The sequence below is a fragment of the Bacillus sp. JJ783 genome, assembly GCF_036963225.1.
GTDB classification, from domain to species: Bacteria; Bacillota; Bacilli; order Bacillales; family Bacillaceae_G; genus Bacillus_A; species Bacillus_A cereus_U.
In genome coordinates this window covers 1,828-21,951 of sequence record NZ_JBALMG010000057.1, presented here as the reverse complement: position 1 = coordinate 21,951, position 20,124 = coordinate 1,828, and the positions used below count along the sequence as shown (strand labels likewise).

The window sequence follows — 20,124 nt, the reverse complement described above, 5'->3', positions numbered from 1 at the left end:
GTGCAAGAGTGTATGGTGGAATTGAAAAATCAAATTCATTAAACATGAGAAAGCTCTCCTTAAAATAAGCTTGTAAGGAGAGCTTTTTATTTTAGCCTAATTTTTTTGAAAGAGTTTCAGTTGTTTCATATAATCGATAGCTTTTGTTTTATTATTTTGTGCAGAAACATATTGTGCCTCATTTATATCTCTATAATAATTATTAAATATTTCTTCAGAAAGAATTCCGTCAGAGAGAGCTTTTTGAACTGCACAGTGTGGTTCATTAGTATGCGAACAGTTAGAAAATTTACATCTGCTAGATATACTTACTATATCTTCATATCCAAAATCAAAGTTATCTTTATGTTCTATCAAGTCAAATCCCATTTTACTAATAATTTATCCCTCCACTTTTCAAAGAGTTTTTTAGAATCATAAATACAAATTCTATCGTTTTTAAGTTTCGTTTATTTTAATATTCTATATTTTTATAAATCGATTTCTCTACATCAGGGAGAAGTGTGTATATACTCTTACCGATTAAAGATTCTAATTCATTCTTAATTGTGTAGAATCCCTTCCAATGTAAAGAGGTATGAGAGGTTGTTCCATGTCGTAAACCAACTGAAATCAATCTTTTTTCAAGAGTAGTAAAGCCTTCCGCATCAGCAAGTGCATCACAAAGGGTAATAACCTTATTGTATAAGTCGTAGTCACTATTTTCATTCAATATTTCAATTAACCGGCTTTCCATATAATCGGGAACAAGGCTCCACTCCGCTGCGATATCTATATGCTCATTTTTGCAAGGAAATGAATGTGTCACACATATAATGGCGTTTCCTGTATACCCTAAATCATTCATATACATATAACCATCATAGGAATGAATAACAGATTTAGTAAAACCTTTATACCTTCCTATATCATGCAGGAGGGCAGCATTGTATGCTATGTCAGCATCCAGGTCGTACCCATTATTAATAAATTTTACAATTATGTTTTCAGTTGCAAGGGCAACATTACGTGAATGTTCGAACCACGGACCTGGGTTTTCTTCATATGCCCAATCCAGCAATTCTCTTGCATATTTCCTATCTAATATATATTTCATATAGTTATCCTTTCTCTAAAAAATCATATTTTAAATAATTTCATCTTAGAATTTCATTATTCCTGCTTTAAAAATTGCTACAATGAAACAAAAGGGGGAAAAGGAATGCGAAGTATAGTAATTGAAGAACGTAAGCAACTAGAAAATGATATTGAAGAGCTTTCTGAACTGTTGAAAACTGTAGTAGATGATGGAGCGTCAATAGGTTTTTTACCTCCACTAGAAGAAAAAGAAGCAGCGAAGTATTGGCAAACTGTATTAGCACCAGAAGTGATATTGTATGTTGCTAAAATAAACAATGAAGTGGCAGGCAGTGTTCAACTACATCTAGTTACAAAGCCGAACGGGATCCATAGAGCTGAAATTTGTAAGTTAATGACTCATCCAAACTTTAGACGTAACGGTATTGGACGTTCACTTATGCAAAAAGCAGAGGAACGAGCAAAGCAAGAAAATAGGTCTCTTTTAGTGTTAGATACTAGAGAAGGAGATCCTTCCAATAGATTGTACAAGTCATTAGACTATCAAGAATCCGGCAAAATACCAGGGTATGCGATTTCTCCAAATGGTGAGTTAGATGCAACGGTTATTTATTATAAAATGATTTAGTTTTTTATTTAAAAAGGGAGATAATTTCAAACGACATATTTGTTATTATGTCTGTGTATTGATTTGTAAAAAAGATTGATAATTTAAAATAAAGTTTGATAAAACCCTGTACAATAGTGTTTTTCTTTTGACCCTTTAACTTCATCTGGAATGTTCAATTAAAGAGCCAGTTTGTAGAAGGTTTTAATAGGTTTTTTAGAGTTATTATTTAAATAGGGATTTTGAAGTCTTTTGGTGAATATTAAATGTTAATCTGAAAGATGGAGGTTGCTGTGATGTTGAAACTGTTTCAATATAATTGGCAAGTTCGTGATGATTGGTTTACATTGTGCGAAGACATACCGGATGAAGAACTATTAAAGAAACGGTTCGGTGGGTTCGGCAGTATCCTACATACCTTATTTCACATTGTAGATGTGGAATATATGTGGATCTTAGGTTTGCGAGGTGAACCAGTGCTTGAGGAGCCGTTGTTTGAAGAGTATGCCAGCTTGCAAAAAGTGAAAAATCTTTCAGCTCAATACCATGAGAAAGTGAAGCGATTTGTGACATCTTGGACAAATGAAATGGATTCTCGGAAACTTTCAGAAACTGATTTCAATGAAGAACCGATTAGCTCTAGAGACGCACCAATTAGGCGCCGAGTCATTGAATGTACACACGGAGAGATAATACGTCATGTCATTGTCCACGAAATCCACCATATCGGCCAGTTATCTATATGGGCACGTGAAATAGGAAAGGAGCCTGTGTCCGCAAATCTGAGAGGAAGAGGGCTATTCGATAATTAGACTGCCTTTGCCAATTTCGCAGTTAATAACGTAGTGCAAGTTCCATCTTTATTTTAACGAAAAGATAACCTTTGACCATCTAAAATATTTTAGATGGTCTTTTTTTGTGAAAACGATGAAAAATATAGAAGAAACTGCAATTATTTATAAAAAAATACGCTTTAAATATTGTCATATTTGCTTCTTTAAGATATCCTTTTCATGAAGAGGTGGAAAACATGGAAAAAGTACTAGTTTTCGGGCATAAAAACCCAGATACAGATGCAATTTGTTCTGCGATTGCTTATGCAGAATTGAAAAAAGAATTAGGAATGAATGCTGAGCCTGTACGTTTAGGCGAAATCAGCGGTGAAACTCAATTTGCGTTAGACTCTTTTAAAGTAGAAGGACCGCGTTTTGTTGAGACAGTAGCAAACGAAGTGGACAACGTTATTTTAGTTGACCATAACGAACGCCAACAAAGTGCTAACGATATCGAATCTGTTCGTGTGTTAGAAGTTATTGACCATCACCGTATTGCTAACTTTGAGACAAGCGATCCTATATACTACCGTTGTGAGCCAGTTGGTTGTACAGCTACAATCTTAAACAAAATGTACAAAGAAAATGGTGTTGCAATTCGTAAAGAAGTTGCAGGTTTAATGTTATCTGCAATTATTTCAGATTCTTTACTATTCAAATCTCCAACTTGCACAGAACAAGACGTAGCAGCAGCTCGTGAATTAGCGGAAATCGCTGGTGTAGATGCAGATAGCTACGGCTTAGAAATGTTAAAAGCTGGTGCTGACTTAAGCGGAAAAACAATGGAGCAATTAATCTCCCTTGACGCTAAAGAATTCCAAATGGGTAACGCGAAAGTTGAAATCGCACAAGTAAACGCTGTTGATACAAACGACGTTCTTGTACACCAAGCGGAACTTGAAAAAGTTATTTCTGCAGTAGTAGAAGAAAAAGGTTTAGACCTATTCTTATTCGTTGTAACTGACATCTTAACTAACGATTCTGTTGGCCTTGCGATCGGTAAAGAAGCAAACGTTGTTGAGAAAGCATACAACGTAACATTACAAAATAACACAGCTACTTTAAAAGGTGTTGTATCTCGTAAAAAACAAATCGTTCCTGTATTAACAGAAACATTCCAAGCTTAATATTATTGAGTATGGATAAACAGAAAGGACAAGTAGCCGGAGTGGCTGCTTGTCCTTTTTTATTATAAAATTACAGATGGGAAATAAAAAAGGATAGCAATAGCTATCCTACTTATCGTTTATTCATAAGATCGTTTCTTATTTATATAAAATGTAATAATAGCAGCAATAATGAAAATAGGTATTGCGTACGCTTGCCCAACAAAGAATTTCCAACCTACAGTATTATAGCCGTCAGATGCTGGAATGATAATCGCGATGATACAAACAATAATATAAGCTAATAATGCTGGGAGTATATTTTTCATAGTTGTTCACCTCCTTTTTATAATACATTTATATATTGTACTATTGAATAGCGATTGGGAGATTAAGTGTACTTGATTTTACGAAATCTTTACAAATTCACTAAAGGATGAGGTGTATGCATGCTGTATGAAAGTGACTTTAGTACGGTGTGTTTATGTAATAATACATATGCTTAATAGACTGTTCTAAATCAAACTAAATATAGAAGATAATGTAATTTTATCTTTCGAGATTATTATATAGTATTCTGTAAAAAAATGTACTGAAAAATTGATATTTCATAAGAAAGATAGAAGCGAGGTAAGAAATAATGATGAAAAGGTTATGCATAATTCCATGCGGAAAGAAGAAGATTTGGGATAAGTACCCATATTCTGGAGAGGCAGAGGCAAAAGATGTATATATTAGTCCATTCGGAAAAGCATGTCAGGCGTATGCAACTGAGTTTTTCGAGAACTGGGTTATATTATCAGCAAAGCATGGATTTTTAAGACCAAATGATATTGTAAAGGAAAACTATGATCTTGCATTTGATTCAAAGAGTAATGAGATTATTAGTATAGAACAATTACAAAAACAGATGATTAAAAAAGACTTACTTCAGTTTGATGAAATTGTCTTACTTGCAGGCAAGAAGCATAAAAAAGTAGTGACGAAGTTATATCCAGAAGAAATCATTACATATCCATTAGAAGGATGTAGAGGGATTGGGTATATGTTGCAGAGGTTGAAGGGTGCTGTGGAAGCGCAGCAGGATATAACGGAGAGTTAAAAAGTAAAGTAGGATTCCTAACGCTCTAACGGGACAAACTGTTGGGGATGGTGGAGAAAAAGGCGGTTCTAATGGTGGATATCAATACGTTAAGTCAGGTGGATTCGGTACTAACTCCTTAGATGAAGTTATTCAAGCTATGGCAGAACGAGGAATAAAAGGTAATGTTAATGTTGATCCACTTTCTGGACTATGTTATATCCAAACCGATGTCCTACCTAATGCAGAGTTAGATAAGATTACTTGGTGGATGGATACTAGACCAGGTGGTAAATGGTGGTATGAATTTATCTAACTGCTTCCTCTGCTTTCTCTATTGAGTTTGTATTCGATAACCATAACAAACAGCCTTTATCTTGCTAACTCTCATAAGAAATTACACTCTTGCTCTGTCTGTATTTAACTTAGAATACAAGATTCTTTCATTTTTATTCCCGGTTATATTTGGAAAACTGTATGTTTTTTATCTCAAATCAATTATATCTATAAATTTAAGGAAGATTCTGTTATAAGATGCATCAGTGCAAGTTATTAAATTCTTTATCGGATTTATGTCAGTTACAGTCATATATCTATTAAGTAAATGACCATCTCTATAATAAGTAATCAACATCTTCTCTTCAGAAAGAAATGAACATAATAACTTGTTTTCAATAATTTCTTGTTCGTCTTGGGTTAATGTAGGGCGCTCCACTTTTGTTTGTTTTTTAACAATCTTACCAATACCGTTGAATTTCTTCGGTACCGAAGCGAATGGAGTCCGCTTAACCATACCTATTCTTTTTGGCATACTTGTATAGTTCATGTTGTATATCTCCCTAATGGTTATTAATAACTGTATCATTATATCAATTTTTGGAGATGTTAGGATTAATTATGTAATTATAAAATAAACATTTAGAGGTTTTCGGCTCCTTATAAAATCAAACTAATTCAACTAAACATGATTTATATATATAATAGGAGAAATTACTGTGAAGTCCCTTTTCCAAATTAAAATTATGAGATAAAAAGAAAAAATGTAAACACAGAAATTTTAGATTAGTATAGTAATCTTTATATAAAATAAAATGGAAATAATTATGTCAAATAGCAAGTTATTATTTGAATAGCGGTCACATTTTGGTCGCAAATCCTATAAATTTATCCGCTTAGTTAAACCGAACCCATCTATAAACCGTGTAATATAGCCATTTCTCATTACATATCTAGAGGGATTGGGTATATGTTGCAGAGGTTGAAGGGGGCTGTGGAAGCACAGCAAGAAATGTAGGCATGAATTAGTATTTGATTCAAATTACATCACATTTATACATTTTAATTAGACTAGTAAACAAGCCATTTTATCCTTTTAAACATAGAATATGAGGAATTCTATTATGTATTAGGAGGGAATCATATTCATGGGAAATAATTGTCGTTGTAGACAGTTCCGGGATTGTAATAGATTTTGGGATGATCTAATGTTTGGAAGATGCAGACGTAGAGATTGTGACGATTGCCGTTGTAAACGTAAACATCATTGTGATTGCGATGAATGTCGTTGCAATCGTAAACGTGATGATGATGACGATAAATGTCGTAAGTGGTAATTTTTTTGAAAGAGTACTTAGAAGTAAGTACTCTTTTTTTGTATGAACCTTTTAGATTCCATTTTGAACGGATTTTTTTACAATTTCCCATGTATCTTGCTTTTTAATCTTTATAGTTACATTAGTTCCGTTAGATTCCTTATAAAAGATATAACCATTGTTTGAGTTCACATATGTTATGGGTTCACCTATGCAATCTCGTGAACAAGATTTATTGATGAGCTCAATTAATGATAGTTCGCTCGGATCGGTTTTACTTGCATCTATTACGATATCAAGGCTCGTTTTACGATAACCTTGTAAGTTTACATCGAAATTCTTTTCTATTTCTCCAGTAACGTTAGTATTCATTACTTCAACTGAATTTTTCTTTTCTATAAGAAAACCATTTCCATAAAGGAATTTTGTATATCCAAGCCATGCGATTAAAAATAGTATAAAAAACATACCAGCTGTTTTAAGTTTTCGAAGCCGTTTACTTACGATTGTTTCTGAATATTTCATTCAGCTTAATCCTCCAATGTTTTTATTTTAAAGTATGCTTGGATACATATATTTAGAAGAGGATGAAAGTTAGCGATCAAGTGATTCAAAAAAGAAAGCATCCGAAGTTAGATACTTTCTTTTTGGCAATTAGCGCTATCTGTTAGTTACTTGTTTCATAAGAGGTCTTATTTCCTTAACAGGTGGTTTTTTATCATAGGCATCAACGTAAGAAAAGTAATAATTTAAGTTTCTAAGAAGTCCTTTTCCTATTTTAGCGCTTAAGAAGGGGAATACTTGTCCGGTATAATCATCGAGAGATTTACAGTAGTATTTTTCATCTAAATATATACTGTATTTACATGTTAGTTCTACTAATGAGTTACCTTCATCATCAAATACTTCCTTAGAATCAATAATGTCTATTAATGCGAATTTTTCATTCAGATAAACTTTCTTCTTTTTCTCGTGTTTATTTGTGAGGATAAATACGAGACCAATGGCGTTAATCAAACTATTTCCTCCTATAAAAAACGGATATTAATAAAATATATCGATATACGTTAAATGTAAAGAGGAGTGGTGAAATATCATTGATAGAAAACTAAATAAGCCGATTTGTTTTTTCAAATCGGCTTATTTTTATTGAAATACTTGCGGAAATTGTTTTACGATTGCATCTGTTATAGTATCAGCCATTTCTAATGCTTCTTTTTCAATTTTATCGTATAGTTTTACACTGGCATCATAATCTTTATTTAGGAAGGCGAGTGCTTCCGCTTTCGTTAACGCTAAATGCTCATAAAACATTTTTCTAAATTCTTCTTTTTCTATATATGGGTTGATACTGGTTAGAAACTCAACAATTTCATCACCATTAGCGTACCACTTCTTTTCTATAGCGGCTACTGCGTTTTGATCGCCAGCTTTTGCGGCTTTAACAAGATCAGCAGCAATTACTAAGTGGTCTTTAATTAATGCACTATATTTTTTTACTGCATTTTCTCCGTAGAATGGTTCAAGTGAAAGCCCCATATGTGTTGCATTTTGTAGAAGACGTCCAACAGTAACGTTTACGTCTGGCAAGTTAAAGATGATGCCTATAATGGCTAATCGCGTCCAAGTGACGTGTTGTTCCCATAAAGAACGCATATATCCTTTTAAAAAGTTTTCGTTTTTACTAACTCGGTAATTTCGTACAAATGAATCGAAGTTTCCATTATTGATATGATAAGGGGAGTAATACGATTGCCAATAAGTATACATAAATAGTTACACTCCTTTGAACATGTATATCTCACAATATGATAAACGTTATTTTTAAGTTACGTGTCCAAGAGTTTTTTTGAGAGTTGGAAAAGGAGAAAGTTGAAGGGGAATGAAAAACGCACTTATGATATATATGAATCAAAAGAATTTTAAAATAATAGAGGTCCTGCAAGGGAAATTGCAGGACCTCAAAAGGGTATTGCCGAGATGTCGGACTCGACTACGTAATATTAGCATAAAATTCTTTCGAAATAACCTGGTAAATGCGTCCAAATGAAAAGGATAATTTTTAATAAAGTTAAAGGGATCTGCTTCCCGCGGCAGACCCCTTTAACTAGATAATGTTGATGAGCAAAGACTCATCTAGAGTATCTTCATAATAACAAATGAAATTTACTTTGTGTATTGAGAAAAAATGAATTGCTTGTATGAATGTAGCGGATTTATATTTTGCTTTTTGGAATTATAATCATTTGTGGAGAGTGGAATAGGGTTCTAAAATGGAGAAAAGACTTTTCAGCCAGGATATCATACATTGCAATATGTAAGGATAAAAAAGACCTGCTAATTTTAAGCAGGTCAACATAAGGGGTTTATCTAACAGATTATTATATATGGTAACAACTGTATTGTAGTAAGTCTATAAGTTATATGTTGAGAAAATTTGTTTGAATGATATATATTTGGCACATGTATTAACGTTTAAAAAGTTGAGAAAGGAAATTCATAAGCTTGCTATAAGAAAATAAGGGCTGATACTTATAAAATGATTCATATTTCCACGCATCATTATTAGAGAATTGGAGTTGTTTATTTGATTCTTTAGGCTTGATGGAACTATTGTAACTACGTTTCATAATTTAACCTCCTCAAATTCATATGTATACGATTAGTAGTATTCTAGGAAGGGGAATAAAATGAATATTTATATTGAAATTTTTTCTTCTTATGTACTAGATTTGTGTTTTTTATATTGTAAAACGTAGGAAGCAACTAGAACTCAAATACTTATAAAATTCAAAGTGGCGAGAATCAATTTGATGACAGATTATATAACTCTTTCATTCAGCACTTTCATGACGCATAAGTGATGATATAATAGGAATAGATGAAAGATATAGAAAAGCAGGTGACTCTTTTTTGTTTACAAAAGCACAAGAACTTTTAGCGTCTTATTTCGGTTATTCGTCATTCCGAAGAGGACAAGATGAAACAATTAAAAATGTATTAGATGGGAAAGATACAGTTTGTATTATGCCTACGGGCGGTGGTAAGTCAATTTGTTATCAAATTCCCGCATTAGTATTCGAAGGAACGACATTAGTTATCTCACCTTTGATTTCACTTATGAAAGATCAAGTAGATACATTAATACAAAACGGTATTTCCGCTACATATATTAATAGTTCTATTTCTATTACAGAAGCGAATCAACGAATTCAATTGGCGAAACAAGGGCATTACAAGTTGCTTTACGTGGCGCCTGAGCGTCTTGATTCTATGGAGTTTGTTGATCAACTTATCGATATGAAAATCCCGATGATAGCGATTGATGAGGCGCACTGTATTTCGCAGTGGGGTCATGATTTCCGCCCGAGTTATTTACATATACATCGCATATTAGATTATCTTCCAGAAAAACCGCTCGTTTTAGCATTAACAGCAACAGCGACACCACAAGTGCGTGATGATATTTGTAACACGCTTGAAATTAATCAAGAAAATACAATTATGACAACGTTCGAACGTGAGAACTTATCGTTTTCAGTAATTAAAGGACAGGATCGTAATGCGTATTTAGCAGATTATATTCGTCAAAATCAGAAGGAATCTGGGATTATTTATGCAGCTACAAGAAAAGTAGTCGATCAGTTATATGAAGATTTAGGGAAAGCAGGAGTTTCGGTATCGAAATATCATGCTGGTATGAGCGATCACGATCGAAATGAACAGCAAGAACTCTTTTTACGAGATGAAATCAGCGTTATGGTAGCGACATCAGCGTTTGGAATGGGGATTGATAAATCGAATATCCGTTACGTTATTCATTATCAACTGCCAAAAAATATGGAAAGTTACTATCAAGAAGCAGGACGTGCTGGTCGTGACGGATTAGATAGTGAATGTATTTTGTTATATTCTTCTCAAGATGTGCAAGTACAACGCTTTTTAATCGATCAATCAACTGGAGAATCACGTTTTTCAAACGAACTTGAAAAACTCCAAAATATGACCGATTACTGTCATACAGAACAATGTTTACAATCATTTATTTTGCAATACTTCGGAGAAGAGCCGAAGGAAGATTGTGGCCGCTGTGGTAATTGTACGGACGACCGTGAAAGTATCGATGTGACGAGAGAATCACAAATGGTACTATCTTGTATGATTCGAACGAACCAACGATTCGGAAAGCAAATGATTGCACAAGTATTAACTGGATCTAAAAATAAGAAAGTCATTGAATTTAATTTTCATACTTTGCCAACATACGGTCTTTTGTCAAACCGTAGTGTGAAAGAAGTCAGTGAGTTTATTGAGTTTTTAATTTCAGAAGAGTTAATTGCAGTTGAACATGGTACGTATCCGACATTAAAAGTAACAGAAAAAGGAAAAGAAGTATTAATTGGTAAAGAGAATGTTTTACGCAAAGAACGGGTGGAAACGAGACAAATTGTTCAAGACCATCCTTTATTTGAAGTGCTTCGTGAAGTGCGTAAAGAAATTGCGCAAGGAGAAGGTGTACCGCCGTTCGTTATTTTCTCTGACCAAACGTTAAAAGATATGTGTGCGAAAATGCCACAAAGTGACTCCGAACTCCTAACTGTAAAAGGAATCGGAGAACACAAACTTGTGAAGTACGGGTCTCACTTCTTACAAGCAGTTCAGCACTTTATTGAGGATAATCCAAACTATGCTGAAACAATTAAGACTGAAGTTATTTTAGAGCGTAAAAAATCAGGAAAAGCTTCAGCGAATTCTCATATAGAAACGTATGAAATGTATAAACAAGGCATTGATCTAAATGAGATTGCGAAAGATAGAGGTCTATCAAGACAAACGATTGAAAACCACTTAATCCGTTCTTTTGAAGATGGTATGGAAGTAGAGTGGCAAAGCTTTGTTCCAGCAGCGTATGAAGCTCTTATTGAAACCGCCGTACAAAATGCAGAAGGTGGTTTGAAATCTATTAAAGAACAGCTTCCAGGTGAAGTGAGTTACTTTATGATTCGTGCATATTTACAAATTAGAAAGTAGAGAGCAATAAAAAGGGGATAGGGACATATGCATCATGTTTTCGTGTATGGCACGTTAAGAAAAGAGCAAACGAATGCTCATTATATGCAAGGTGCAACATGCATCGCAGACGGAGCATGGACGTATGGCAAATTATTTGATACAAACGAAGGGTATCCTGCAATGGTTTGTTCAAACGAGGAAAAAGTATATGGGGAAGTTTATGAAGTAAATAGTGATGTTCTGCAAAAATTAGATGAACTTGAAGAATATACAGGTAATCCCGAGAGTGATTTATATGACCGGATCACCCAAACTATTTATTTTTGGGATATAGAAACACATGCATATGTGTATGTTGCTCAAGATAGAGAAATGTTAAAGAAAGTTATCATTTCTGGTGATTGGGTGGAGTATCAAAAAGGAAAATAAAAGCAGCTATAGAATGATGCGAAAGCAGATAGTGGAATAATCCATTATCTGCTTTTTGAATTTATACTTTTAAAATTTTTATTATTTTGATAAATTGTAAATATAGGGAAATAATAAGGGGGATTTTTCATGGGTATCAGAAATTTAGTTTCTCACCTGTAGTAGAAAAATCTATTGCGGGAGGAGAATAATAATGAACGAATTAAATGTGAAGGAATTTTACAAAAAACAATTTGAACTGTCGAATTATGATATAAATACAGAAAACTGGCTAGAGCAGGTTGCTAAAGAAGTTCAAGAACAAGTTGGTCATCCATTTCAAACGATGTTAGAACTTGGTGCAGGAAATGGTGGATTCGCAAGGGCGATGTCTAAGTTAAATGTAAAAATGATTACAGTTGAACTTGTAACAGAATTAGTTGAATTTGCAAGAGATCATTCAAGTAAGGATATTACGATTTACCATGGTGATTTCTATCAAATTGACATTTCGGAAGAATTTGATGTAGTAAGTTATTTAGATGGATTTGGTGTAGGAACAGATGATGAGCAATTGTTTTTACTAAAACGGATTAAAGATTGGATGAAGGATGATGGATGTGCACTTATTGATATTTATCAACCATTGTATTGGAAAAAGATAAGTGGACAAGAAATGTCATTAAGTTCAGCTATGCGAAAATATGAATATGATAGTATAAATGAAAGAATGTTAGATCATTGGTGGAATCCTAATTATCCAAATGATATTGTGACACAGTCTTTACGTTGCTATACAATAGAAGAGATTAGCCATCTATGTGATGAAGCAGGTTTAAGTATAGTAGGATTCTTCCCAGGCGGAGCATTTGATTTTGAACAATCGCGATATAAAGAGCAAGCTTCACTATATGATTGCTTATCTTATCGTATAAAAGTAAAAAAGAAATAAAGAAAAGGTAGGGCTTATCCCTCATACACATTAAGATAAGTTTATGTGTATGAGGGGGATTTCAAATTTGTAGAATCTAATAAACAAATACGACGAAAATAGTTGATATAGATTGTTGGTTAAGTGCTTCCGTACTCATGTAAATATTTTTATTAGCTTCTAATCGACTGAAAGGTTGGGTTAATGAAGTATGAGCTATGTTTTTGCTAAACCAAACACATAGGTCTACTATATTCACTTGTTTGTTAAACGAATCAGATCTTTTTAACTAAGCACTCCAAATTATTAGGCGGCATATATCGTTGTGATTATTTGGAAACTAATACTAGTTCATTAAAAATCGATAAATTCATATTAAAAACGCCATCCTTTTTGTATATTTCTATAAAAAGAATAGCGTTTTTTTCGTTATATGGATACAAAATTACATTATCTTGATAATAGTAATAGGGCGAGAATCTACTATGTTTAACCAATAATAAAATGACACAATTGACAAAACATACATCAATGTTATAATGATACATTGTTATCGTGGTAACAAAATATCGTTTTTTACATTAAGGATGTGAAGTTATGAAACAAAATAATGAACAAATAAATGAAAAAAATACAAAAATTAAAGTTGAACGTGTGCAAACTGGTATTAGGATGGAAAAAAGAATGGTAAAAGTTTTGAAAGCAATGGCAGAATATCATGATATTTCGCTAGGCGTTCTTCTTGAAAGAATCGTTCTACATTCTTTTGAAAATAAACCTGTATTTAGCGATGCAAGTCTTGAAAAAGTTAAAGCTATAAAAGAAGTTTACGATATGGATTATGGCCTAGAAATAAGTCGTCAGTGGAATGATTCGGATAAATAGAATGATTATTTTCACATACAGTGCCATCTAGATTGTTTGTAAGCAATCTATGAAGGGAAGAAAATAAAGAGAGAGAAAATTTTGTTTTAAGGATACTTCAAAATCTTAGATAAAGAGGCATATTTTTTGTATTTTTCTTTATTTCGGAAAATTCTCAATCTAACTATTGACTTTATGGATGGGTTTTTAATACAATTATGTCTTGACTAAAAAAATTGGAACGGACAGGAGGGAATCATCAAATGAACAACATTTTTGACGCAGAGTTACAAAAAATGAAAGATACTTTAAGTACGATGGATGATCAATTAGAACAGCTTGAAAAAATTCCGGTTTATTATGGAGAAGATTTTAAAGAGCAAATTCTTGAAAGTATGAGGGAGTCTAATAGACAAAGCTTACGTATTGGTGTACATGAGCCGTACTTTGGAAGATTAGATTTTCGGGAGGATGGCAAGGAAGACGTAATGCCAATTTACATCGGTAAAGTAGGTGTTTCAGATAAAGATACGATGAAACCAATTGTAATTGATTGGCGAGCACCTGTCGCGAGTATGTTTTATTCATTTACCGGTGGTGATGAATTAGCATTTTATCATTCACCAGACGGATTAGTAGAAGGCGATGTTTATTTAAAGCGAAACATTTCCATTCGAAAAAGAGAACTAGAACGTGTTGTTGATACATATGTAAAAGGAAATGAAGATGTCTCGCATGCTGATGATTTTCTTCTATATCGATTAGGTGAGAATAAAGATAATAAATTGAAAGATATCGTTTCGACTATACAATCGGAGCAAAATGATATTATTCGTGCGGAAAGAAACTTACCATTATTAATTCAAGGGGTTGCAGGGAGCGGAAAAACAACAATCGCTTTACATCGCCTTGCTTTTTTAATTTATGAATATCGTGAACAACTTGAAGCGGAGAGAATGATCGTATTCGCTCCAAACAGTTTGTTTTTAGATTATATTTCGAGTGTACTTCCTGAGTTAGGGGTAGGAAATATTAGTCAAACAACGTTTCCAGATTGGGCATTACGTACGTTAGATGGTTCGGTGAAACTGAAGCAGACAGAAGAAAAAATGAAAGAAGCTTTTTCAATTAATCGCGATGAAAAAAAAGTTATGCTCGGTAAATTAAAAGGCACGCTGGAATTCAAGTCGTTTATTGAAGAAAGAATGATTCAATTTGAAAAAGAATTAGTACCGACAAAAGATTTTGAGGCATGGGATAAAGCAGTTATTCCAGTGGAAGACGTTAAAAAATGGATGCAGGTTGAATATAAACACTATCCATTAAAGAAAAGACGAGAACGTTTAGTCGGCAGAATGAAGCGCTGGATTGAGATTGAACTGAAAAAGTTTGGAGAAACAAACGAGAAAAAGTTACTAAAAAAAGAAGCGACAAAGAGATTGGGCACATATATGAATTTTTGGCCGAAAATGAGCCCACTTTCACTGTATAGTTCAATGTTGAAAAGTAAAGAAATACTCGAAGTATTACCTGAAGAGCTTGTTCAAGAAACAGAAAAGAGTTGTCGTAAAAAAGAAGTATATGTGGAAGACTTACCAGCTTTAATTTACATACATCATCGCATAACAGGAATTGAAATCGGACAGAAGTTCCATCACGTCGTTATTGATGAAGCTCAGGATTTCTCGCCTTTCCAAGTTTATGTATTAAAAGAAATTACACTAGGTAATTCTTTCACTATATTAGGTGATTTATCTCAAGCGATTTATGATTATCAAGGAATTGAAGACTGGGGTGCTTTTAAGGAAGTATTCCAAGAAACAGGCTATTATGAATTGACGAGAAGTTATCGTTCTACAAAAGAAATTATTGAATTTGCTAATGAAATAATAAAAAATGCAGAGATTCCAGTAGGGCTTGCTACACCAGTTTTCCGTAGCGGTGAAGACGTGAAAATAATTCGGGTAGAGGACCAATTTATTGAAATTGTGAAGACATTACAACATCTACAAAATGAAGATGTGAAAACAATTGCGGTAATAGGAAGAACAGACGATGAATGCCGTGATATATATGAGAAGTTAACAAATGCTGGATTGACTGTTAACTTCATTGAAGCAGATCAAAGTAAGTATGAAGGTGGTATTTCGGTAGTACCAGTATACTTGGCGAAAGGGTTAGAATTTGATGCAGTACTTCTAATCGACGTTGATGAAGAACATTACAAAAATACAAAACATGATGCGAAATTATTGTATGTCGGATGTACGAGATCACTTCATGATTTATGGATTTTCTATAGTGGGGAAATATCGCCTTTAATTAAGAGATAGAAATATATAACAAATTCAAGAGGCTTTTCTAGTAATGAACAGAAGACCTCTTGTTTTCCTATATAAAGATACGGGGGAGAAAATGGGAATGATTACAAAGGTAATAACAAAAAGAAATTGGGAAATCGCGAAAACAACGGGAGAAATTAATGAAGAATCACTTATAAAAGAGGGGTTTATTCATTGTTCATTATTAAACGAAGCTTTAAAAGTTGCTCAAAAACATTTCAGTCATGAAGAAGATGTTTTATTACTTACAATTGATCCATCCCTGTTAAAAGCAGAAATAAAATATGAACTTGCTTCTAACGGTCAAAAATATCCGCATGTATACGGAGTAATCAACGTAGATGCAATTGTAGATGTTGTCCCATTTCCAAAAGAAAAAGGAGAGTTTATATTACTAGAGGTACAAAGTTAAGCGTGTTATATAGGCATTTAAGTTAGCTAGAAAAGCACAAATCATATCGTTTGTGCTTTTTATTGTATATTTTTTTGGAAAATCATTGTTTTTGTCACACTAATACTGTACGATACATAGTATAAAACACATACTGTATGACATATAGTAATGGAAATGAGGTGGATGAATGGATACTTTATTAAATTCATTAATTACTGAGCTAAGGAGAGGGACATTGACATTAGCGGTTTTAAGTCAACTAAGAACGCCGCAGTATGGATATTCGCTTGTCCAATTATTGGAGCAATCAGGAATCATGATAGATCAAAGTACTTTATATCCACTACTTCGCCGATTAGAAAAGCAGGAGCTAGTGACGAGTAGTTGGGATAAAACTGAGAGTAGACCTCGTAAGTATTATGTTTTAAGTGAATATGGATTAGATATATTTTTGCAGTTGAAAAAGGAATGGATAAAGGATTCGAAAGAACTTTATAACTTATTAAAGGAGGAGGACAAGAATGAGTTTGATTGATATCTACGTCGAGGAAGTTGCGAAGAGATTACCTGAAAAAAATCGTGAAGATATTATACTTGAACTACGGTCAACAATCGAGGATATGTTACCTGATGATTATAATGAAGACGATGAAAAAAGTGTTCTTGAAAAATTAGGGAGTCCAGTCTCATTGGCTAATGGGTACTTGGATAGACCGATGCATTTAATTGGACCACGTTATTTTGATGTGTATATAACTTTATTAAAAATGATTATACCGATTGCGGTTGTTATTGCGCTTATTTCAATGGTTGCAGAAAATTTTATTAGCTATAGTGGTGATCAGGCGGTATTAAATGTAATTTTAAAAATGATAGGTGAAGGCATTGGAAGGACATTGGAAGTAGGTCTCCAAGTATTTTTCTGGGTAACAATTGTTTTTGCTATTTTAGAAAGAACGGATAAGGAAAAAGATGCGCACCCATTAACAACAAGTTTTAAAAAATGGACACCAGATGATTTGAAAAGCATCTCGTATATCCCGAAGAAAAAGGCGATTTCAAAGTTTGAAGTTTTTGGAGGGCTGATGTGGACGGCAGTATGGGCAACGCTTTATTTTTATGCCAATCATCTTGTAGGCGTATATGAAGGTACTGAAAATGGACTGAATTTTGTCGCGCCAACTTTCAATCAAGATGTTTTACTTCAGTACTGGCCAATCGTTGTTATTATGATCGTTTTAGAAATAGCGATGTCACTATATAAATTTATACAAGGTCAATGGACGAACAAAATGGCAATTTGGAATGCAATCCTACAGTTAGCTGCAACGATAGCGTTCATTGTAATAGTCATAAACCCGAATTTGTTAAACGAAGATTTCGTTACGTATGTGGCGAATATATTTACCATATCCTCTACTGAATTTAAATCGTGGCTAATTGGTGGAAGTTTATTTTTCTTTATTTTATCTGCGGTACTAAATATAATTGATGGTTTTCGAAAAGCTAGAGTTCGTTCAGATAAATAAACTCAAAATTTCAATTGAAAGATCTCTTGATAGAAAGTTAAAGAGGAAAATCACTTTGAAAGGAAGGGGAAAATGATTAGAGAAGCAACTAAAAAAGATTTAACATATATTTTAGATATTTATAATGATGCCATTCTAAATTCTACTGCTGTATATGCTTATAAATCCGTAACACTTGAAGATAGACAAAGTTGGTATGAACAAAAGATTGATGAAGGTTATCCGATATTAGTTTGTGAACAAGATGAAAAAGTGGTTGGATTTGCAACATTTGGTCCATTTAGAGCGTGGCCTGCCTATAAATATTCAATTGAACACTCCATATACGTTGATAAGGAATATAGAAAAAATGGAATTGGGAAGTCTTTAATGAAAGAACTAATAGCTATTGCACAGGAAAGAGAATATATGACCTTAATTGCTGGAATTGACGCAGAAAATGAGAAAAGTATTGCCCTGCATCAAAACTATGGATTTGTTCATGCAGGGACAATAAAAAAAGCCGGTTATAAGTTCAATCGATGGCTAGATTTAGCTTTTTATCAATTGGAGCTTAATGGTCCTAAAAATCCTACTGAAGAATAGCTGTATCTATTACTGTGAAAATAATTTTAAAAAGAAATTGTGTATATTTCAAAAGATAGTATGAAGAAATCTCATGCTATCTTTTTTGTATTCACCAATATAATTTAACAAAGGAGGGTTTTGACATTTTATATCGAATTTTCAGAGGGTGATATAACAATATAAAAAGAGGGATGAATATGGAAACTGTCATACGAAAAATAAAAGAAATACAATCTGGTCAAGTTGGAGTAGCTGTTTACTCTTCAAAATATGAAAATATAGTTGCCTCCTATAATAATAATCTTTATATTCCATTAGCATCAGCAGCAAAAGTGGCAATTGGATTTGCAGTAGCGAGGATGGTAAAGGACAAACAAATTAATTGGAATGATACACTTCATCACATTAAGTTTAATCCAAATGAGGATAGTGTGCAGTTATATCCTCATTTACAAGGAAGAACTACATTAACACTTAGTAAAGCGGTTGAAGTAATGATAGCTTGCCACGACAGTTATATTGCTCACTCGGTTGTAATGCACTACGGAGGATGGGAAACTGTCAGAGAAAATGTTTTAACGTACTTTTCAAAGATTCATATTCAGGAAAACCCTAGAGATGAGCAAAATGTCGGAGAGTTAAATCAAGTTCTTTCACTTTTAGTACATATTTTTCAAGGGTATAAAGCAGAACCGGAATTATGGGAACCCATTATTATTGGAATGGTAAGGCAACAAGGTAATTATGAAGGGATACCGTATTATCATTTAGCGCATGTGACAGGTGGTTTATCCACCGCTACAATAAATATTGGTATAATAGGGATGTTTCATGAATTTCCGTTTCTTTATGTAATTGGGGGAAGAGATTTACCTAATCGATTTGATAATAAAGAGGTTGATGAAACAATTCTATAAGCTTTGAAGTGCTTATATAAAGAATATAAGATGACAAGTCAAACAAACGTTGTAACCGATAATTGAATAAAAATGTTATTTTAATAGCAGGGAGGGGAATAGTGCACCTAAAGGAGTATACCGTTTACAAAAGTGAATCGCTCATATGTATCGGGACTATAAAGGAATGCGCTCAGCATATGGGAGTGTCTGGTGATTTCTAACATAAAAAGAGAGCACAAAGGCTCTCCTTAATGGTTTTGTGATCCGCCAGCAAAACGAAAAGATTCAAGTACTTCAATACATTAGAAATTTTGTGAACATGAAGTACAAGGTCCACCAGTCGGCTGAAATACAACATTGTCAACAAAAGCTGTTGCGCCTTGCCCTGGAGGTGGCTCAATATTTTGGAAAGAAATACATGCCTCTGTGACACCAGCAGGGATACAAACAACAAGAGTATAACTTTGGAAATTAGACTGTGGTTGTCTATTAACTGGTACAATATGTGGAATATTTGATGATCCAAGTGTTGTAAAAGCAGGAGGACATCCCTGTCCAAGCTCTGGAAACGATACAGCAGCGACAAGAAATGCCCCGTCTCTTACATCGGCAGCAAAAGAAAGCGTAAAACAACATCCTTCCTCAACATCAACGAGTTGAGTCAAGCTTCCGCCTGGTCCAATTGCCGCAGCTAAAAGACTAAACGTATCATTCGGAAGAAAACGACCACTGTGAACATTTGGTGTACCTACTTCTTCAACATCCCCTGTTTGAACCCACCCTGGTACAGTATCACCTGTCACACCTGGGAAGTCAAATCCAGGATTGTCAAGAAGATTTGTACATGGACAACATCCTACTGCAGTTGGTCCTGTTGGTCC

At 33.7% G+C, this 20,124-nt stretch carries 22 protein-coding genes and 2 pseudogenes; 16 read left to right on the top strand and 8 right to left on the bottom strand.

The annotated features are described in order from the left end of the window. Positions 1-96: 96 nt before the first annotated feature. Together V7038_RS13255 and V7038_RS13250 are read right to left on the bottom strand one after the other, a co-directional pair. Entirely contained in the window at positions 97-369 is a 273-nt protein-coding gene (locus V7038_RS13255) for a hypothetical protein (protein ID WP_070146589.1), read from the bottom strand. Between the two features lie 85 nt (positions 370-454). After that, a complete protein-coding gene (locus V7038_RS13250; protein ID WP_070146588.1) occupies positions 455-1,096 on the bottom strand; it encodes an HD domain-containing protein in 642 nt (213 codons plus the stop codon). Between the two features lie 105 nt (positions 1,097-1,201). Between V7038_RS13250 and V7038_RS13245 the strand changes: the two genes are divergently transcribed. The 3 genes from V7038_RS13245 to ppaC all read left to right on the top strand — a co-directional run bounded on the left by V7038_RS13245 (position 1,202) and on the right by ppaC (position 3,644). Next, on the top strand, positions 1,202-1,705 hold the full coding sequence (locus V7038_RS13245) for a GNAT family N-acetyltransferase (protein WP_070146587.1): 504 nt from the start codon (positions 1,202-1,204) through the stop codon (positions 1,703-1,705). 275 nt (positions 1,706-1,980) lie between these two features. Continuing rightward, positions 1,981-2,496, top strand: coding sequence for a DinB family protein (locus V7038_RS13240; protein ID WP_070146586.1), 516 nt, complete (start codon positions 1,981-1,983; stop codon positions 2,494-2,496). Between the two features lie 218 nt (positions 2,497-2,714). Next, positions 2,715-3,644, top strand: coding sequence for a manganese-dependent inorganic pyrophosphatase (ppaC, locus tag V7038_RS13235; protein ID WP_002200235.1), 930 nt, complete (start codon positions 2,715-2,717; stop codon positions 3,642-3,644). Between the two features lie 119 nt (positions 3,645-3,763). On the opposite strand, the gene V7038_RS13230 is transcribed toward ppaC, so the two are convergent. Beyond that, positions 3,764-3,952 carry a DUF4017 family protein gene (locus V7038_RS13230; RefSeq protein ID WP_000789863.1) on the bottom strand — a complete coding sequence of 63 codons (189 nt, stop codon included), beginning with the start codon at positions 3,950-3,952 and terminating at the stop codon, positions 3,764-3,766. Between the two features lie 314 nt (positions 3,953-4,266). On the opposite strand from V7038_RS13230, the gene V7038_RS13225 reads away from it, so the two are divergent. Both V7038_RS13225 and V7038_RS13220 read left to right on the top strand, forming a co-directional pair. After that, positions 4,267-4,725 (top strand): DUF6884 domain-containing protein, encoded by a 459-nt coding sequence (locus V7038_RS13225; RefSeq protein ID WP_070146599.1) that lies wholly within the window; start codon positions 4,267-4,269, stop codon positions 4,723-4,725. 22 nt (positions 4,726-4,747) lie between these two features. Continuing rightward, positions 4,748-5,020 (top strand): annotated as a pseudogene (locus tag V7038_RS13220) (N-acetylmuramoyl-L-alanine amidase C-terminal domain-containing protein); the annotation flags it as partial. A gap of 168 nt (positions 5,021-5,188) precedes the next feature. Here the strand turns inward: V7038_RS13220 and V7038_RS13215 are convergent. Beyond that, entirely contained in the window at positions 5,189-5,530 is a 342-nt protein-coding gene (locus tag V7038_RS13215; protein WP_002110308.1) for a YolD-like family protein, read from the bottom strand. Between the two features lie 598 nt (positions 5,531-6,128). On the opposite strand from V7038_RS13215, the gene V7038_RS13210 reads away from it, so the two are divergent. After that, positions 6,129-6,317 carry a hypothetical protein gene (locus V7038_RS13210; protein WP_081338489.1) on the top strand — a complete coding sequence of 63 codons (189 nt, stop codon included), beginning with the start codon at positions 6,129-6,131 and terminating at the stop codon, positions 6,315-6,317. Between the two features lie 51 nt (positions 6,318-6,368). Here V7038_RS13210 and V7038_RS13205 read toward each other — a convergent pair whose 3' ends face one another. The 3 genes from V7038_RS13205 to V7038_RS13195 all read right to left on the bottom strand — a co-directional run bounded on the left by V7038_RS13205 (position 6,369) and on the right by V7038_RS13195 (position 8,066). After that, the gene (locus V7038_RS13205; protein ID WP_070146585.1) at positions 6,369-6,821 is read right to left on the bottom strand and encodes a hypothetical protein; all 453 of its coding nucleotides are present in this window, start codon (positions 6,819-6,821) and stop codon (positions 6,369-6,371) included. A gap of 135 nt (positions 6,822-6,956) precedes the next feature. Further along, positions 6,957-7,313 (bottom strand): hypothetical protein, encoded by a 357-nt coding sequence (locus V7038_RS13200; protein ID WP_000606233.1) that lies wholly within the window; start codon positions 7,311-7,313, stop codon positions 6,957-6,959. A gap of 129 nt (positions 7,314-7,442) precedes the next feature. Beyond that, positions 7,443-8,066 (bottom strand): acetylglutamate kinase, encoded by a 624-nt coding sequence (locus V7038_RS13195; protein ID WP_070139403.1) that lies wholly within the window; start codon positions 8,064-8,066, stop codon positions 7,443-7,445. 1,143 nt (positions 8,067-9,209) lie between these two features. Here V7038_RS13195 and recQ point away from each other — a divergent pair. The 10 genes and pseudogenes from recQ to V7038_RS13145 all read left to right on the top strand — a co-directional run bounded on the left by recQ (position 9,210) and on the right by V7038_RS13145 (position 19,327). Continuing rightward, positions 9,210-11,327, top strand: coding sequence for a DNA helicase RecQ (gene recQ / locus V7038_RS13190; RefSeq protein ID WP_070139402.1), 2,118 nt, complete (start codon positions 9,210-9,212; stop codon positions 11,325-11,327). Between the two features lie 27 nt (positions 11,328-11,354). Then, positions 11,355-11,738 carry a gamma-glutamylcyclotransferase family protein gene (locus V7038_RS13185; protein ID WP_002110302.1) on the top strand — a complete coding sequence of 128 codons (384 nt, stop codon included), beginning with the start codon at positions 11,355-11,357 and terminating at the stop codon, positions 11,736-11,738. 193 nt (positions 11,739-11,931) lie between these two features. Continuing rightward, a complete protein-coding gene (locus V7038_RS13180; RefSeq protein ID WP_070139401.1) occupies positions 11,932-12,669 on the top strand; it encodes a class I SAM-dependent methyltransferase in 738 nt (245 codons plus the stop codon). A 576-nt stretch (positions 12,670-13,245) separates the two neighbouring features. After that, positions 13,246-13,533: a hypothetical protein gene (locus tag V7038_RS13175; RefSeq protein ID WP_002110300.1), complete on the top strand. Its 288-nt coding sequence runs from the start codon at positions 13,246-13,248 to the stop codon at positions 13,531-13,533. 242 nt (positions 13,534-13,775) lie between these two features. Beyond that, on the top strand, positions 13,776-15,845 hold the full coding sequence (locus tag V7038_RS13170; protein WP_070139400.1) for a HelD family protein: 2,070 nt from the start codon (positions 13,776-13,778) through the stop codon (positions 15,843-15,845). A gap of 88 nt (positions 15,846-15,933) precedes the next feature. After that, complete coding sequence (locus V7038_RS13165) at positions 15,934-16,266, top strand: DUF952 domain-containing protein (RefSeq protein WP_070139470.1); 333 nt, start codon at positions 15,934-15,936, stop codon at positions 16,264-16,266. 169 nt (positions 16,267-16,435) lie between these two features. Beyond that, positions 16,436-16,783, top strand: coding sequence for a PadR family transcriptional regulator (locus V7038_RS13160; RefSeq protein WP_002110296.1), 348 nt, complete (start codon positions 16,436-16,438; stop codon positions 16,781-16,783). Continuing rightward, entirely contained in the window at positions 16,770-17,777 is a 1,008-nt protein-coding gene (locus tag V7038_RS13155; protein WP_070146584.1) for an HAAS signaling domain-containing protein, read from the top strand. The genes V7038_RS13160 and V7038_RS13155 overlap by 14 nt, the downstream gene beginning before the upstream one ends. A 72-nt stretch (positions 17,778-17,849) precedes the next feature. Next, entirely contained in the window at positions 17,850-18,362 is a 513-nt protein-coding gene (locus tag V7038_RS13150) for a GNAT family N-acetyltransferase (RefSeq protein ID WP_002161507.1), read from the top strand. A gap of 179 nt (positions 18,363-18,541) precedes the next feature. Continuing rightward, positions 18,542-19,327, top strand: a pseudogene (locus V7038_RS13145) (serine hydrolase). Positions 19,328-19,545: 218 nt separating this feature from the next. Here the strand turns inward: V7038_RS13145 and V7038_RS13140 are convergent. Continuing rightward, on the bottom strand, positions 19,546-20,124 hold a 579-nt coding region (locus V7038_RS13140; protein WP_335470475.1), incomplete at its 5' end, for a collagen-like protein.